We start from the raw sequence: 17,114 nt of genomic DNA, 5'->3' as shown, positions 1-17,114 counted from the left end.
TTCTGGACTTAGTCTGTCGCATCGAGAATCCGCAGATCCCGCGTCAGTCTGGGTTCTATCTTGGGGCTGCGACAGTCCATGTCGAGCTGTTCGTGTTGCCAGTGACGACCATCTTTGCCGTTCCAGACACCGTATACTGTGACCTTCGGGAGCTTGATGACGCCGAACAGCACTGCAAGGTAGTACAGCAGTTCACAGGCGTCGGTCCAGGTCCCGGTCGCCTTCCGTGGCATGTCGAGTGGGAAGTCTACGTGCTGGGCAGGGACTCCAGCGTCGGTCGCCCGATCGATGAAGCCCCGGTCATTGCTCAGAAGCACCGCAGTCTTGCGACTTTCTTTGTTAAAAGCCTCGTACGCCTCGACGATAGCCTGATCCCCAGTGTCGGATTCGACAATATCGACCGACCGGTTTGTCCGAAGACGTCGATACTCGTACAGTCCCATGAATCCCTCCCGGTTGCTCCCAGCCGGCTGATTGTCTAGTCGTCCGAATTCTTCGCCGAAGGCGGCGGTGAGTTCGTGTGTGTTGTACTGCTTGTAGTGCCAGTCAAGTTCTTCCTTCACACCCGTGGCCAGCGCGTAGCCGTTCGTCGGCGCACGACCCTTCTCGTCGGATTCGCCGGTGTCGCTGTCAACATCCAGAATCTCGGGGAGTCGCCAGGGCATGACGTTCGTGTCCAATCCAAGTACGACAGGTCCATGCCCAGCCTCAAGATCGGAGTACCCATGCCGGTCGAAGAACGCGTCAATCTCGTCCCTGTTGTCGAGCTCGACGAGAGAACTCGCGACTGCGGCCCGGGTATACGTCTCGGCGTCTGGGAGATCATCGTGCGCCGCTTCCCCGTACTTTGCGGGGATCCCCTCTCGGTTCTCTTGGTAGGTGAACGACCCCTGTGTGAATCTGACGGTCACCTGTCCATCCGTCTCAAGTTCGATACGGGCCAACTCTCCGATGTCACTGGCTGGGTGCTCGACCGGAATCGAGTCGACGCCCTCATCGTACAACGCATTCAGCAGGACGGTCAATCGCCGTCGGCTGACCTCCATTACAGCACCTCGGTAAAGTCGATCAGGTCGGTCGCTGTTCGCGGAATCTCGGGATAGAACTGTCCGTAGTAGCCCCCAGCCTTCCGATGGAAGTAGTAGACGTGGTCCGCACCGAACTGGATACCCGCCTGGAAAGCGATTGCGGACATGAACTTCCGCCCTGGCGTGACGTCGATCGCTACCTCATCGTCGTCTGCTGATTGCTCCACTTGTGTTCGGTAGTAGTCCACAATACTTGTAAAATCAGTCTCGTGCGACAATTCGTGAACCGTCGTTTCAGCACCTCCACCGTACGATGTGACTACTTCAGTCATTAGCTCCGTAGATTCTTCAACGTACTCCATGACTGGCGGATTTGATAAGATGTGAATTTTGTCGGGAACGAACCCTCGGTCACAGGCTGCAGTCATTGGGTTTAGTATCCCGGGGATTGTCGGCGTTCCGCAAGTGACCCAGTATCGACTCATACCTGCTGGTCATTATACTGATACTAAGTACTGTTGGCACACGGATCGCTTTCCCGTATTTTACCCTTTGGCTGTTTCCCCAAGGCCCGGCGGTTGAATCCGGCCCCTCTTCTCTCCAAGTGTGTTTCAGGCAGAACAATAATTGAGGAAAACCAATATTGTCCAAATATGCCCGCGAGCTCAGGTGCATCCCACGGGTTTGCTACATTCGCATCGTTAATCATCGGAACCATTCTTTCGAAGTTCGTATGGGACTTTCTTCCTCCACTGGGCGAATTCGCGCTCTTTACGATCCGGAAAACATAGTCTATTACTGGAGCGTCAATCCCTGTGAACGAACAGTTTGCTGGGAGCCTCGTCGTGATGGTTGTCCTCTCGTTTCTCTGGGGAGTCGTCTATCATATTGGCCGTCATTCGTGATCTGAATCCAGATTAACGACCTTGGCAATGAGTGGGGCTATACTTTGCCAAACTCCGAAGGTGTCATAGAACGAAACTACTGTTTTCGTATAATAGCCGTTCAATCAGTCGCTGAGTAAGCTTCTCTATTTTTGTATATCGAAACCGAGAACTATATCTGGCATTCTATCGGTCCCGCCCTGTGTGTCGAAGTGTCCAGCCGTAAGATCCGGGAGGACAAATATGCGGATTTGGCCGTCGCCGCCGATAATCGTTGAATCATCGGTCTCGTACACTCGGAATTCGTTGGTGTAGGTTTCGCCGGTGTAGGGGTCATAAGTATCGATTCCGAGCCTACCCCCGGATATATCACGGACTTCTTCGGCAGCAGATTGGATCTCCTCGAAGGTGGGACGATCTTTTGATTGAGATAGACGCTCCATCCAGTTCGTATCATTGTCTCTCGCTCGTTCGAACCAACTCCAACTCATACTCGCTTTATACCTCCCAATGATAAATAGGTCTTCGCTCTTTGTGTAATGGAAATTCGGACGCAGCCTGGCATGGCTGGAGGCCAATTATAGCTATAGTACAGCACCAACTAGACTGACCAACGGCGGTCATTACTCAAGCGCGCCGAACCCCTCTTCCTGCATTAGCTCCGCGACTCGCTCCGGGTGTTCAAACGCTGCGAGTAGGGCAAATTCACGAGCATCCGTTTTCGAGATGTCTCCTGTCCCTAGTTGAGCAGCGAGTTCGTTTCGAAACTCGGCTTCTTGATTCGCAACTTTCTGTCGAACGTGGAGCTCCAGGCGCTTGTCACGTTCATCCCCCACGTTGTTCCGCCGGATGAAGTATGGATACTCAGGCTGTTGACCTCCGCTGGCATCGGAGTCTTCAGTAGTTGAATCGCGAGAATTAGTAGGAGGACGTTCCTGTTCTATTGAGGGGGTATCTGCGATTACAGGTGATTCCTGGTCTCTCTGGTCAGCTCCTTCTTCAGCAACTGACTCGACATTCAGCTCTTCCTCGTCTTTTCCTGGCTTCTCGTCGCTCTCATCGCCCCCGAAATCGAGGTTCCCTGAACCGGATTTGAAATTGTTCATGCGGTAGTCGCCTCCGTTCCCTCGTCAGCTTGCAGATCGATGGTCCGCGTCTCGTAATCCTCGATGTTCAACTCAAGCACCGGGTCGACCTCAGCATCGAACGTTTCCGTCGCGATGAACCAGGCGAGTTCGTAGAGACTCTGGAGCGTATCGATTTCTCTATCCCGTACCCGTCGCTGTCCGGGCTCGCTTACCATCCCACCATCTCGTTCGAAGGTCTTCCACCGTTCCTCGACGACCTTGAACGCAGATCCTCTGGCTTCCCACATAGCGTCCATGAGGCTCTCGCGGTTTCCGATCGTGACTGGCGTATCGAAAGCCTCCGTGTTTTCGAACTGTTGCTGGTACTGTTGATGCGCGTTCGTCTGCCCAACACCAGAGGGGACAACGCAAGAGAGCCCAATCTCGATTTCGAGCTGAGTGCTCATGTTCCCGACGAGTTCCTCGAGTCCCTCCAGACTCAGGTTACCCTTGCCTGCAGGCTTGACTGGTGCCACGAGCGTTCTGAGCGCGTATATCGCGTTGTAGAGGAGATCTTCCGCACGTGCGTTCGGGTCGATGAGTACCGCGTCGTACTGCTCCTGCAACTTCTGCTTCTCCCAGAGGAGATCGTAAAGCAGCTCGAAGCGGGGATATTCCTCCCGACTCATGTTTTTCATCCCCGTCTCGTACGAGATTTTCTGCTCCAGATTCGAGGTGAAATCCCCGAGCATATCGTGGCTCGGGATGATGTCGACACCCTCATCCGTCGTCTCTATGAGGTCGTCGAACTCCCCGTCCGGCATGTCGAGGATGTGCTTTACCAGATTGTCCGCCTCTGGGTCGCTCCGTTTCTCACCAGCGTCGAATAGGCTCGTCAGGTTCCCTTCCTGTGGGTCCAGATCTAAAACGAGTGTGTTCTGACCCATCCGTTCCAGCGCGACGGCGAGGTTGGCCGTCATCGTGGTTTTGTAGGTTCCGCCCGATTCTGAGTAGACCACGGCCGTTATCATACGTCACTCGTTTTGGCTGCTGTATCATAAATCTGTGTCAGACAATACAGCAGAATGTCTGTAACAAGTATCTGTAGTAGATGTCTGTATATGATGTTCTGTATGGTTATCTGTCTTGGGTGCCTGACCATACTGCCCAGAATAGTGGTTACGGGCACCTGTCTTGGATATCTATTACAGATATCTGTAACTGGCTTCAGTAGCGGATGGATGTATTGCCGACATCTCCGGTGGGTGGCCCTATCCAGTTATTACAGATGTTTGGTACAGATATCTATGACAGATAGCTGCAGCAGAGAGCCGGTCGTAGTACACGGTACAGCATCTCTGTGTCGAACTGCGTGCTACTCAGAATCAACCAGCAGTAGAAGCTCAAATTAACCTACAGAATAATATTGTTGGTTAAGAGCGTGCCAAATTGTTCTTGGGAAATCCAGCTGGCAATCGGGATGTAGCTCACTCAATCTCGAGGTGACGTAGCGCCAGCTGTGTCCAGGGCTGTCCGTTTTTCTTGCAGAAGAGTGTGGCATACGGACACGGGATGGAATCGGTGTTGGGGTACGTAACTCCGGCTGAGACATGGCCTCTATCCGCGTCTATATCCATGGCAGGCCGTTCGAACACCGTGGTTTCTGTGTCTATGGCCGTTCGCTTTTCTCAGAAATCGACATACGCCCGCGCCGGAACAGAAGATGAGACCGGCCTTCTCAATGCATACGGTTCTCGGACTGGTTTGTGGCTATGGACAAGGTGATCCTTCGACATTTTCGTCGATTTTACTTCTAATCACAGAAAGCCGGGAAGCTACCCATTCCAAGGCGACCAGTACATCGCGCTGACGTTGACATTAAAGTCGTAAACGTGCTAATACTGGTCTAACCGCCAAAATGCTCTCTACTCACTCCACGTGAGCTGGCCAACGGTTGGAAACTCAACCTTCGCTGTTTGGGGTGGGTTGTAGTATCGGGACTTGATATCGTAGTATCCGAATTCCGGAGGGATACGAGCGCACGCCTTTGCCAGATTTTCGTCCGCTGTGTGAGTGATCACACGGATTCGAGCATTCGCATCGAACAATCGAACTGCCAACGCGACCACCGCCGCGTCCTGCCAGTTGTTCGTCTCTGGATACTTGCTCTGCTGGTTGAGAAACTCATCTGCAACGAACCGTGCTTTCTCAACCGGTCCAGCACTACTCTCGAATCCCGCTGTACGATCACCTGGTAGCGGTGTGGCTACCCGAAGCCACCCTTCTTCGATAGCCGTATCGAGGTATGGATTCGTCGGTGAGTCGGCACTCCCGGTATCCGCCAGCTCGTGGTAGACCGCTGCTGGCACCCAAACTTCAGTTCCAGCTTCCTCTACGGCACTCTTGAGCGATTGTAGGTGTGGACTGGGGTGCTTCCCCAAGTTCCGAAACATCACCGTGTCCGCAATGTTCGCAGTATACATCCTCGCTCGGTTCACTTATCGGCGTATTCCTCGAGGAGATCGCCCCCCTCCGCATCGAACTCATCCGGTGTGTACGTCGTCGGGGTCGAATCGTCATCACCGAGGTCGAGAACCGAATAGAGCGCTTCGACGAGATCATACGTAGTTCCAGGAGAGAGATCTGTGAGGCTCGCGATTTGCCGGATTGTGACCTCGCCCTCACTGTGTGCGTTCACGAGATCGTATGCGAGCGCGAACGTGACGATGCCGTAGTCTTCGAGGACTCGTTCGATCGCTGGGTACTCGTTTTTCTGGGCGATTACCTCGATGATTTTGGGAGTGATCGAGACTTCCGTCTCACGGACCGTCAACGTTAGCTCGAACTCCTGAGCGGTGTATACGGCAGTCCCGGTCTCGTCGCCAACCTTGCTGATCAGGCCCGCCTGCTCCAGTTTATGCAAGTAGTCGTACACCGTCTTTTTGGAGACGGTCGTTGTTTCGACGAGTTCGGGACCTGTTGCAGTCTCTGCCTGTCTAATCGATGTATAGAGGTCCGCGAGGGACGGGTTCTCAAGTAATTCTGCGAACGTCGGAATTCCAGTGATGGTTCCTGGAGTGTCCCCCGCGTTTCGCACGTGTTCTGTATCGTAACTCATCTTGTGTAGAGTTACGAAACTGGAAACCATAAATGTTTGCCACGGAACCGGGTCACTGTAGTGTTTACAAACGGGCCCGACCGCAGAGGATAGCTTTGTTACGTGCCTTAATTACACACTACTCTCGCCCACAACGCCCATTAAGTAGAGACGCGAACTTATCACTGGTATCTCTGTCAATTTACGTCGTATAGCAGCGCAATGCTGAATACAGACACATAGCGACCCCTGAATATTATCATTTCAAGAATAGTTAGGATGGGGGAGAGTCGATACAACAGTATTGTTTTCCCATCTCTTGTACAAACCCGACTAATGACGGCGCAGGACTCCACGCAGACTGAAGACCGAAAAGACGACCACCTTCAAATCGTCCAAGAGCGGGACGTCGAAACGACAGGCACGGGCTTCGACGACGTCCACCTCGTCCACAACGCGCTTCCGGAACTCGATTACGACGCGATCGACCCCTCCATCGACTTCCTGGGTCACGACCTCTCTGCCCCAATCTTCATCGAGAGCATGACTGGCGGGCACCACAACACGACGGAGATCAATCGGGCGCTGGCCCGGGCCGCCAGCGAAACCGGTATCGCCATGGGTCTCGGTAGCCAGCGAGCAGGCCTCGAACTCGACGACGAACGCGTCCTCGAATCGTACACCGTCGTCCGCGATGCCGCACCCGATGCGTTCATCTACGGGAACCTCGGCGCTGCACAGCTCCGAGAGTACGACATCGAAATGGTCGAGCAGGCAGTCGAGATGATCGACGCCGACGCGCTCGCGGTCCACCTGAACTTCCTCCAGGAAGCCACCCAACCAGAAGGCGACGTCGATGGCCGGAACTGTGTAGCTGCGATCGAACGAGTGTCCGAGGCACTCTCGGTGCCGATTATCGTCAAGGAAACGGGCAACGGCATCTCCGGGGAGACTGCCCGAGAGCTAACTGCGGCAGGCGTTGACGCTCTCGACGTCGCTGGCAAAGGCGGAACGACGTGGTCCGGGATCGAAGCCTATCGCGCAGCAGCCGCGAACGCGCCGCGACAGAAACAAATCGGCACCCTGTTCCGAGAATGGGGCATTCCAACCGCTGCAAGCACGATCGAGTGTGTTGCCGAACACGACTGCGTCATTGCGAGTGGTGGTGTCCGAACGGGATTGGACGTGGCAAAAGCGATTGCCCTGGGTGCCCGCGCCGGCGGGTTGGCGAAACCATTCCTGAAACCAGCTACAGACGGGCCAGACGCTGTCATCGAACGCGTCGGGGACCTGATCGCCGAGCTGCGAACAGCGATGTTCGTCACCGGCTCGGGGTCGATCGACGAGCTCCAGCAGGTGGAGTACGTGTTGCACGGAAAGACGCGCGAGTACGTGGAACAACGAACCAGTAGCGAGTAGTCCCGGATTCCCCAGTCTCAGCAGGACGGATAGAACAACAGCGGGAAAGAGAGAGCCGACTCCGATATCTGTCCAACCTGTACTTACCGAACTACGCACCACAACGAGGCGGGTTCTCACCAGCGAATTCGTCGTGAAATAACCGTTCAGTAGGTGTGCGAATGTACCGGGTATACGGAAGCAAGAACACCAGAATTTGGTTGTCAGGAACGAAGGTAGTCCCCGAGGAAATTTGAGAGATTGTACACAGTGTAAAGACCGTACCCGATTACGAGGACGGCGACAACAAGGAGAAGTGCCCAGCTCAGGTCCATGTGTCACAGAAGAATTTCTTGTAGAATAAGATTTGTCCCCTGTGACACAACGAATTTTCACTAACCGATATACTGTTCCTCTACATCTAACGATTAGCTGCATCACCCCCTGCTCGCGATTGAGGAATCCAGCAGAGCCACAGAACTCTCTATACTGGTCGGTTGGACGAACTCTTGAGCGTCTCCGGGCTATTCTTCTGTAGTGGTCGCGACTCGCGAGTCTCGGCGCAGCGTCTTTCGACGAATCGCACACCAACATATCGAGTGGCCCGCATATGACTCGACACCGCTGTACGATCGCTCCTCACTCGGTGGGTTAGAATCGGACGTTCGAGTCGTCTCGAGTGTCTGGTTCACGCACCCAAATCATAACTCACTCGAACAGTGCGTCTGCGAACTTCCGCTGGCCTACTTCCGCTTCGAGGCCCACGACTGCTACGGAAGGTCAACACGCTACGAGATGGACACCCTCTTTCGCATGTTCTTGCTGAAAGAACTCCACGGATGGCAGCACGAAACATCTCTCGTCGAGTACCTCGATAGCCACCCCGAACTTTGTGAACGCCTCGAGTTGGAGACGGTGCCCGATCAATCGACATTGTGGCGCGGCTGGAACGAGCGCTTCACGCGCGATTTCCGTGAGACGATCCAGGAAGCGGCTCGAACAATCCTGATCAAAGCGCAGAACGCGGGTGTCGCTGTACCACGCGACCCAGAACGAAACCTCCCGGATCAAGGCGACGACGCAGACGAATCTGTCCCAAACGATCAGGCCATCCTCGACAAGGCTGAGAGGGTCACCGACCACATCAGTCGCGTCGTATACCCCGCGTTCTCGCTCGATCGTGGTGAGGGCTGTGAGATTCCTGAGAACGCCTACTGGGGCTTACAGACCTATCTGGGCCTGCGTGAGAACCTAGCGGCTAACGAGGGCGCTCGCAGTTTCATCCACGAGTCGACGCGTGATCGAACGCCACTCGGGCACGGTCATCGCGACCAGATTCGTGACCTCCCCATCAATCAGATTCGCGAGATGTACCGACAGGCACTCCGTCAGCTCATCAACGAGCTCGCGGGGACAGAGGAGTTCTTTCGAGCTGGAATCGTCGCGATCGACATCACCGAGGACGACCCCTTTACCGGCGACCGTACCGGCCACGAGGACGAGATAATCGGAACGAAGGAGAAGAATGACGAATACGCCTACCAGTGGGCGACAGTCCAGCTGGTCGGCAACGCTGTTCCACTCGTGCTTGATGCCCACCCAGTTCGACGAGGCGAGTCACGCAAGGAGATCGTCAAGGACCTGCTCGACTCCGCTGAGGACCTCGTTCACGTCGATAACGTGCTGATGGATCGGGAGTTCGACAGCCAGCACATTCTAGAGATGATCAGCCAGCGTGGACTGTCCTACGTCGTGCCGAAACGGATGCAAACGAGTGAGAAAGCTCAGGCCAAACGACTCCTCCAACGCGATCAAGACCGGTACGAGACCGACCGCAAGCTCCATCTTGGCAAGAACGAGTGGCACGAGACGACGCTGATCTATCGCCGGAAAGAAGACTCTGAGCACGACGACCATCGACAGTACTCGGTGTTCATGTCCAACCGGGGTGGTGGTTTTCTCAGTGAGTACGGCTACCGGTGGGAGATTGAGAGTGGCTATCGGTCGATCAAACGATTCATGGCTGCGACGACGTCGACGGATTTCGGGCTCCGATTCTTCTACTTCGCGTTTGCGTGTCTGTTGTACTCGATTTGGCGAGCAGTCGATTTACTTGTCCAAGTCGAGTTGACTGGTGAGTACGAACACGCGCCGATTGTGACGGCCGACAATACGCTCACGCTGCTGAAGAAGGAGACTGGAATCGGATAAGGAGGTACTCTGTCGGGGCCAGTGCGGATTTCTGAGTGGCAACGCTGTCAGGAATTTCGAAAATCCACCGATTTAGTTGGGAGTGCGATAGGAAGAGACGATTGAGAGGAGATTCGAAGCCGAACTAGTCACTGATTCGTCCGAGACTGCGCATCACAGCCTCGCTAAACCCCCTGTAGTCTCAACTTCAAATACCCGAGATTTCGTATAGCGTTATGAAGTTTATAACTGCGGATATTGCGGTTAGAGGGCCTCTTGATGCTGAAATATGGAGAATGGCCCATATACTGTTTGGTTGTGATTACACGAATAATCACGACCACTTTGAAGTGCCCCGCCGTCGTCGGTGAAGCACGAATGCTGCAATCGGCTCAGGAAGACGCTTCCCCCAGGGTAGAGCCGCCAAGAACAGGGTTCGAGATTTCTTTGACTCTCCTCAGCCGAGGTCGTGGCTATTGCGAAGGACAAGATCGATATAGAACCAATGATCTCCATATATATCGGACAGTGGGTGAACCATAGTGTATGACTGAAGATGAACCGAAATCCGAGAGCCTCATGGACCGCCAGACCACGGGCGAAGACCGCGTGCGGATGTTCGCCCGCCAACTATCGGAGCCACGGACGGCGAACTGGATCGCGTCGAACGCGGGCTGGTCACACGGTCCGACCAAGCGCGTCCTCGAACGGCTCGTCGACGACGGCATCCTCCACCGTGACGACACCGGGGCCCACACGACATACTTCCCCGATTATCGTCGTCAAGCGATTACAGAGGCCATACGCCTTCGGGACAGCGACCACACCGTCGAAGACCTCACCGAACGGCTCACCGAGATGAACGCTCAAATCCGAGGATGGAAGGACGAGTTCGATGTCGAATCGCCGAACCAGCTTCGCGGAACGGTCGCTGACCAAGTACTCGACGTCACTGAAGAGGACCGTCGCCGAGAGATTGCGCGTGAGTGGGAACAACTCCAGCGGCGAATCGAAATTGTGGGGTTTGCCATCCGGGAGTGGGATTTTCTAGCCCCAGCGACCGAGCATAGTGAGGGCCAGAGTTGACGCATCTCGTTCTCCGCACACCCGTTGCTGGCAGATGTATATTTAGGCTGTTTTCGACTCACGTATAATGTTTATATAGTTGTGGTCCGTGATACGGCACATGAACCGCGAGACGGATAGTACGAATTCGTCTGGGGCAGCTATTTCTCTTTCAATACCCCCTTCAGATCCGACTTTATTCAAACACAAGGCGACGAGCGACGTCCTTCTCTTTTTAACAAATCACCGATTCAGTGACTTCTCACTGCGAGAACTCGCGACACAGATTGGTCACTCACACCAGTCCGTCCGGCGGGCAGTAAACGTTCTCAGCGCGAACGATCTGGTCGTCGAATCGCCCGAAAGCAACCAGCGACTCGTCAAGATCAACAGACAGCGCTTGTCTATCCCAGACGATCCGATCCTCCGGATTCCCCAACCTGAGTATCAGCAACCGGTCAAAGCGGCGGTTACGAAGCTCCGTGAGAACATCAACGACGTCGTGGGCATCATCCTCTATGGGAGTGTAGCTCGGGGCGAGGCTGACCGACGGAGCGATATCGATCTCTGGGTGCTAACCCGGTCTGGGCGGGCGGAAAGCCAACGTGAAGCGAACGCCATTGCCCGTGACCTCGAAGACACGGAGTTCGATGGTGACCGATATGCCTACGATATCGATGTCGAGGCCGTTCAGGCGATCCCGGCGTACACCGAAGACATCCGAGAGATCATCGTTTCGGGGATTCCGGTCTACAAGACGAGTGACTTCCAAACCGTCGAGAACCTCCTCCTGGAGGAAGGAGCCACTGATGAGTAACGGCTCGGACCCGACTGCTGTGCTCACAGCACTCGACCGCGCACAGGATGCCTTCGAGATGGTCGGACGCGGTCGAACGGCGTTCGAGGACGGGATTAGTGCCGATGAGGACTGGAAGACCCAGCTGACGAAAGCGTGCCGCCTACTCGAGGTCGTTGACACGCTTCAGTCACAGGATGGGTACTACACGGCCGTCATCGAGGTCTGTTTCGGCGCAATTGAACGGTCGATCGAGGCGTACGCGCTTGCGATGACGAACGATACGCTTCAGGACTTTCAGGACCACCAGTTCAGCTACGAGCGTGCCCACCAGATCGGGCTGTTTGAGCGGGAGACTGCAGAGGCGATGAAGGACCTCTACAGCGAGAACCGGACAGAGAGTTATTACGGCGGGGGGCGTCCAACCGAAGAGCAGGCGGAAGCAATGACTGATCTCGCCAGCGCTGTTCATCAGTTCGCAGTAAGCCAGATCCGGGAAGGCGGCGTCTGTCTGTGTGACTGACTACGTTTCAACACTTCAAGAGAGTATGGACCGGAATACACCGACGGAACGGGCCCCGAGGACTTCACTTTCCGAGTCGTTCGAGCGCTACCTCCAGGACAAGGGGAAAGGCCGCGGTGGCGACGGCGGGAACTATCGACGGAACGCCGCTCGCGAACTCGAGCGGTTTGCCGAGTGGGCCGCCGGCGACCGCGGCGACGACGAGTGGACCGGGATCGTCCCCGACGACGTCGACAGGGAGCCGACCTTCGACGATCTCGATGAACGCGTCTTCCGGGAGTATGCCCGGCATCTCAGTGGAGATCGGGGGCTCAAACAGAACACGGTACAAACCTATTACCGCTATATCTCTGCGTGGTGTGGCTGGTGCGTTAACGAGGGCTATCTTGAGGCTCATTACGCTCAGCGGGCAAGTGCGATGGCACCCCTCCCTGAAGACGACGGCCGCAAGCCCGGCGACCAGCAGGCCTGGACGTCCGAACAGCGTCACGCCCTCACCCGCCACGTCGACGAACGGGCCCGCGACGCCGTCGAGGCGTACACGACACTCCCGGAGGATACTGGCCCCCTCGACAAGCAGCGAGCACGCTACGCGGCGCTGAAGGCGGCTCGTGACCGGGCTCTGGTGTTCGTCCTCGCCTACACTGCCGTTCGAGTCGGGGAACTCCTCCGGGACCCGAACGACCCGCGCCGGCGCGGCGTTCGCTGGGAGGACCTCTCCCCCGACGACGGGAGTATGGACGTCTACCGGAAGAAACAGCAGTGGGACGCCGCGAGTCTCCCCGAACCGGTAATCTCTCCGCTGCGAAGCTATCGTCAGCTGATGGCCCCACCGACGGAGCGGTGGCCGGTGTTTCCGACGTTCGACCAACGGACGCTCGCGGAGCTCGTCCGGGAAGAGCTCGCCGACCGAGGGGAACGCCCAGAGGCAATTGCTGAGGGGCGTGATGAGTACGCTCGCGACCTCCTGCTGGCGCTCGATGAGGATATCCGGCCGCCGTCAATCACGACGGACGGCGCACGGTCGATTCTCCAACGACTCTCGGAGGCCGCCGAAATCGACATCGCCCATCCGAAACACGATTATCTTGCTCCACACGGTGGTCGACGTGGGATGGGGGAGGTACTTGTTCGAGCGTTCGGGTATACGGTCGCGGCTCGGTACTTAGATAACTCTGAGGAGATGGTGAGAGAGCGGTACTCCCATATTGAAGCCGGGGAGCTAGGGGACGTGGCGACAGAAGCTCTCACTGAGGTTGATGGTGATCTACATTGAGTGCGTACTACTCGCTACGATTGGTCTTTCCAGTCAGAAACTGATTCGGTACACCAGACGCTTGTAGGCCCTCTCACAATAGTGAGGCATGTCTCCGGCACAAGAACTCGAGGAACTCCTCGCTGACGGCGAGGAACTCACCATCGTCTGTCACAACAATCCAGATCCGGACTGCCTCGCGAGCGCCTTTGCCCTAGGCCGGATCGCTATGGCGGCCGGCATCGACGAACATCACATTCTGTACAGCGGTGATATCTCCCATCAGCAGAATCGGGCCTTCGTCAATCTCCTCGATATTGATCTGCAGTCTTTCGAGCCCGGAGCCGTCCAGAATCGCCCCGAGGGGTCACTGCTCGCGTTCGTCGATCACGCAGTTCCGGGTGCGAATAATAGAGTCCCAGAAGGGACTCCGGTCGACATCGTGATCGACCATCATCCGAATGAGGGGATCGAGGCACGGTTTATTGATCACCGCGAACAGGTTCAGTACCTCACAAAGCATCGCCAGTTAGCCTGACCTGAGACACCTGTTCTGTTGGGATGAGTCGTCGCTACTGGTCAAGCAACGCTGATCGAAGAGGGAATTGTCGCTGTCGGCGGCGGTCAGCCGCCGACGCGACAGCGTTGCCACTCGTGAAGGGAGCTTGCTCGATCAGTGACTACCGGTAGAACCGGTCGTCAGGCGGCCGGTTCGCGGGGACGGCCCGACGCACCGCGAGGGCCGTCCACGCAGCCCGCCGAACCATATTCACGAACTCCTTGTACGGCCACCACCAGAGGCGACGCCCGCCTCGGCGAGGCGTCGCCACGTATTCGTAGTGCAGATACCGCCACGTGTTCTGCAACAGCAGGCTCACCACGACGTACAGCAGTCTCACCGTTGCGTCTCGCGTCGTTGTCGTCGCTATCGCTTGCTCGGACAAGCGATAGCTCGACTCGATACCGAAGCGTTTCGAGTAGTGGTATCGAGCGTCGCGTGGACTCTCGATGAACGGCGCGTCAGCGGCGTAGCCGTGACGCGCCACGCCGTGGTCGTCGTACTTCCCGTTCAGGTACGTGCAGTCGATGTAGACGGGAAACTCGACGGTCCAGCTGTGACCGTCGAGTTTCCCTGTCAGATCGTGTTGGACGACGCGACTCCACCCTTCCGAGAGTTCCTGCTGAATCGCTTCACCCCACCGGATGATAGGGACCACGTAGGCGTAGTTGTGCGCTTGGAGCAGCGTCAGGCACTTGCTGTCGTAGAACCCGCGATCGAGGTAGACGGCCTTGACTTCGGTGTCAAGGCCGTCGAGCACTCCAAGAAACTCGGCGAGAACGCTGCTGGCGGTGTCGCCGTCTTCGAGACGGCGCACCGCCAAGGTGTAGCGTTTGTTCCTCACGCGTGCGTAGAGTGTCGCATACGCGTGGAACGCGGTGGTACCTCGCTTCGCTTCCGAGTGGTAGAGAGAGTCTGTGTCGTCTTCGTCACCGTAGTAGGGCCGCAGGTGGAGGTCTGCGCAGACCTCCACCTGCTCGGGGAGTAGTTCGACGATGTCTCGGCGAAGAAGCGTGTTAGCGACTTGTTCGAGCCGTTCGGGCTCGAACTTCGTCCGGAGGTGGTAGAGAACCGTGTTTGCCGATGGCGAGTCTTCGCTGGAGTTGCACAGCGTCGAGATTGAGGTCCCGTCGGCGGTTGCGCCGACGAGGACCTCGTAAATGTCCTTAGCATCGGTTTCAGCGTTGTTGGCAAGGTTCAGAGAGACTTCCTCGTCAAGTCGATTGACGAGGAAGTTAAGGAGCTGGTCTTCGTGGATTTCACTGTCTGCTTGCTGCTGTTTGCTAGGCACATTCGCAGCAAGCAGACGTTCTAACTAACCGGCTTTGTGAGGTACTGGGTCTTGGTTGACGGGGCCGTGTTCTTCACATCCACTCACATCGATGGGGTTGGTGTTCTTGGTGACGTGTCCGCACAGGATAATTAGCCAAAGGTGCTTTCTGACCACTGCTTGTGAGAATATGGGCGAAGTGGTCTCAAACCGCCGACTATGGGTTATGACAATCTGATCGTACGGCGCTAGTCACTGCTCGAGGTCGTCCTCGTTAGCACGTCGGAGGAGATAGACGGCTCCAGTCAGACCTGCCACCACACTTCCGACACCAAAGCCGGGGATGCTCCCACCATCGTCTTCGTCTGACTCACTACCGGTCGGTTCCTCAGTCGTTTGCCCAGCTGTCGGTCCAGCAGGTTGCTGATCTGTGGCGAATACGTACGCTGATCCCGCCTGAAAATCGCTCGGAAACCCGTCCCCGTTAGCCCCGATGACCGTCGTCGTTCCGTCCCCTGATACTCCCAGGGTTATCCCGAAACTATCGGCATTATCGCCGTCGTCAAGCATCAATTTCTCCTGTTGGGACCAATCGCCATCGGAGCCATCGAACACGTACGCCGAGCCTGCATTCTCGCCATTCGGGTTCTCATCAGTAAAGGCTCCCACGATAAGGGTCATGCCATCACTGGAGACTGCCAGCGCTCTGCCGAAGGAATCCTTCGGGTCGCCGTCGTCGGGTGCCAGTTTCGCCTGCTGTGTCCAGTCACCATTGTCTCGGTCGAACACGTACGCTGAGCCCGCGCCCTCCCCGTTCGGGTCCTCGTCTCCGTTTGCTCCGAAGAAAGCGATTGTCCCGTCCCTGGAGATCGCGACCGGGCCGCCGAAGCCATCCCCCTCGTCACCGTCTGGAGCGGTCAGTTTCGTCTGCTGGGCCCATTCGTCACCAGCCGCTTCGAACACGTATGCCGAGCCTTTCGCTTCACCGTTCGGACCGTCGTCGCCGGCGGCCCCGAGGATTGCAGTCATCCCACCGCCAGACAGTGCTACCGACCCGCCGAAATAATCCTCCTCAGCGCCGTCGTCTGATGCCAATTTCGTCTGCTGGGTCCACTCGCCACTGGCCTGTTCGAACACATACGCAGACCCGCCATACTCGCCATTTGGTTCGGTATCACTCGGTGCTCCGATGATGACAGTTGCCCCGTCGTCCGATACCGCTATCGAAGCACCAAAGGCGTCATTCTCGTCACCGTCGTCGGGTGCCAGTTTCGCCTGCTGACTCCACTCCTCACCGGTTGCGTTGTACACATACGCTGACCCAGTGTTGTCGCCGTTCGGACCATCATCCAGATAGGCCCCAATGACCGCAGTCGTTCCGTCCCTCGAAATCGACACTGACCCGCCAAATCTTCCCCCTTCGTTGCCGTCATCGGGTGCCAATTTCGTCTGTTGAGACCACTCCTCACCAGTCCGCTCGAACACGTACGCAGAGCCTCCATCTTCACCGTTCGGACTGTCGTCTCCTGGTGCCCCAATGATCGCGGTTGTCCCATCCCTCGAGACGGCCACCCCGGAGCCGAAGTAATCGCTCTCGTCGCGGTCGTTAGCGACCAGTTCCGCCTGCTGAGACCAATCATCTGCACGACTGGATTTACTGGCTCCGACAGTAGCCGGTGCACCGCTGGATGTGACTGCGTGACTCCTGGATCGTTCGGCAGCCACAGAAGTCCTGCCCCCAATCGTCAGCCCAACCGTTCCACTAATCAACCGCAATACGTCTCTTCGGCTCTGTCGAAAATTGGACCTGTCAACCATATGTTGACGCGCACGTCGGGTCGGTAAATGCTTTCTCCATCCGTCTTTAGTTAAGCCTCACACCTCGGTTGTGTAGCGGTAGCGAGCGTCTCTTGTAAGATTGGTCGTCGCTTGTGGATCTTTTGAGCGTCTTCGATCAGCCGGTCGAGCAGCGGCGGTGGTGA

At 56.4% G+C, this 17,114-nt stretch carries 15 protein-coding genes and 1 pseudogene; 7 read left to right on the top strand and 9 right to left on the bottom strand.

The genetic code is table 11. From position 1 onward, the window contains the following. Positions 1 to 8: 8 nt before the first annotated feature. From NO978_RS18540 to NO978_RS18510, 7 genes are all read right to left on the bottom strand, one after another. Complete coding sequence (locus NO978_RS18540; protein WP_257301021.1) at positions 9 to 1,046, bottom strand: hypothetical protein; 1,038 nt, start codon at positions 1,044 to 1,046, stop codon at positions 9 to 11. Then, positions 1,046 to 1,390, bottom strand: coding sequence for a TM1812 family CRISPR-associated protein (locus NO978_RS18535; RefSeq protein WP_257301020.1), 345 nt, complete (start codon positions 1,388 to 1,390; stop codon positions 1,046 to 1,048). Before NO978_RS18535 ends, NO978_RS18540 begins: the two co-directional genes overlap by 1 nt. Positions 1,391 to 2,058: 668 nt before the next feature. After that, a complete protein-coding gene (locus tag NO978_RS18530; RefSeq protein WP_257301019.1) occupies positions 2,059 to 2,403 on the bottom strand; it encodes a hypothetical protein in 345 nt (114 codons plus the stop codon). A 132-nt stretch (positions 2,404 to 2,535) separates the two neighbouring features. Continuing rightward, on the bottom strand, positions 2,536 to 3,018 hold the full coding sequence (locus NO978_RS18525) for an acyl-CoA dehydrogenase (protein ID WP_257301018.1): 483 nt from the start codon (positions 3,016 to 3,018) through the stop codon (positions 2,536 to 2,538). Beyond that, positions 3,015 to 4,010, bottom strand: coding sequence for a ParA family protein (locus NO978_RS18520; protein WP_257301017.1), 996 nt, complete (start codon positions 4,008 to 4,010; stop codon positions 3,015 to 3,017). Before NO978_RS18520 ends, NO978_RS18525 begins: the two co-directional genes overlap by 4 nt. An 894-nt stretch (positions 4,011 to 4,904) precedes the next feature. Continuing rightward, on the bottom strand, positions 4,905 to 5,462 hold the full coding sequence (locus NO978_RS18515) for a hypothetical protein (RefSeq protein ID WP_010890435.1): 558 nt from the start codon (positions 5,460 to 5,462) through the stop codon (positions 4,905 to 4,907). Between the two features lie 11 nt (positions 5,463 to 5,473). Then, complete coding sequence (locus NO978_RS18510) at positions 5,474 to 6,127, bottom strand: helix-turn-helix domain-containing protein (protein ID WP_010890434.1); 654 nt, start codon at positions 6,125 to 6,127, stop codon at positions 5,474 to 5,476. 285 nt (positions 6,128 to 6,412) lie between these two features. On the opposite strand from NO978_RS18510, the gene fni reads away from it, so the two are divergent. From fni to NO978_RS18475, 7 genes and pseudogenes are all read left to right on the top strand, one after another. After that, the gene (gene fni / locus NO978_RS18505; protein WP_010904022.1) at positions 6,413 to 7,495 is read left to right on the top strand and encodes a type 2 isopentenyl-diphosphate Delta-isomerase; all 1,083 of its coding nucleotides are present in this window, start codon (positions 6,413 to 6,415) and stop codon (positions 7,493 to 7,495) included. A gap of 516 nt (positions 7,496 to 8,011) precedes the next feature. Continuing rightward, positions 8,012 to 9,685, top strand: a complete 1,674-nt coding sequence (locus tag NO978_RS18500; protein WP_257301016.1) for a transposase — start codon at positions 8,012 to 8,014, stop codon at positions 9,683 to 9,685. Positions 9,686 to 10,210: 525 nt separating this feature from the next. Continuing rightward, positions 10,211 to 10,750 carry a hypothetical protein gene (locus tag NO978_RS18495; RefSeq protein WP_257301015.1) on the top strand — a complete coding sequence of 180 codons (540 nt, stop codon included), beginning with the start codon at positions 10,211 to 10,213 and terminating at the stop codon, positions 10,748 to 10,750. A gap of 100 nt (positions 10,751 to 10,850) precedes the next feature. Then, positions 10,851 to 11,546, top strand: a complete 696-nt coding sequence (locus NO978_RS18490) for a nucleotidyltransferase domain-containing protein (RefSeq protein ID WP_257301014.1) — start codon at positions 10,851 to 10,853, stop codon at positions 11,544 to 11,546. Beyond that, the gene (locus NO978_RS18485; RefSeq protein ID WP_257301013.1) at positions 11,539 to 12,048 is read left to right on the top strand and encodes a DNA-binding protein; all 510 of its coding nucleotides are present in this window, start codon (positions 11,539 to 11,541) and stop codon (positions 12,046 to 12,048) included. The genes NO978_RS18490 and NO978_RS18485 overlap by 8 nt, the downstream gene beginning before the upstream one ends. A gap of 25 nt (positions 12,049 to 12,073) precedes the next feature. Next, on the top strand, positions 12,074 to 13,324 hold the full coding sequence (locus NO978_RS18480) for a site-specific integrase (RefSeq protein ID WP_257301045.1): 1,251 nt from the start codon (positions 12,074 to 12,076) through the stop codon (positions 13,322 to 13,324). An 88-nt stretch (positions 13,325 to 13,412) separates the two neighbouring features. Next, positions 13,413 to 13,808 (top strand): annotated as a pseudogene (locus NO978_RS18475) (bifunctional oligoribonuclease/PAP phosphatase NrnA); the annotation flags it as partial. Positions 13,809 to 13,983: 175 nt separating this feature from the next. Here NO978_RS18475 and NO978_RS18470 read toward each other — a convergent pair. Both NO978_RS18470 and NO978_RS18465 read right to left on the bottom strand, forming a co-directional pair. Further along, entirely contained in the window at positions 13,984 to 15,153 is a 1,170-nt protein-coding gene (locus tag NO978_RS18470) for an ISH3 family transposase (RefSeq protein WP_257301011.1), read from the bottom strand. A gap of 231 nt (positions 15,154 to 15,384) precedes the next feature. Then, complete coding sequence (locus NO978_RS18465) at positions 15,385 to 16,857, bottom strand: PGF-CTERM sorting domain-containing protein (protein WP_257301010.1); 1,473 nt, start codon at positions 16,855 to 16,857, stop codon at positions 15,385 to 15,387. Positions 16,858 to 17,114: the final 257 nt, after the last annotated feature.

It is taken from the genome of Haloarchaeobius sp. FL176 (assembly GCF_024609245.1).
Lineage (GTDB): Archaea > Halobacteriota > Halobacteria > Halobacteriales > Natrialbaceae > Haloarchaeobius.
The sequence above is the reverse complement of the archived record's forward strand: the minus strand, read 5'-3'. Positions and strand labels throughout refer to the sequence as shown.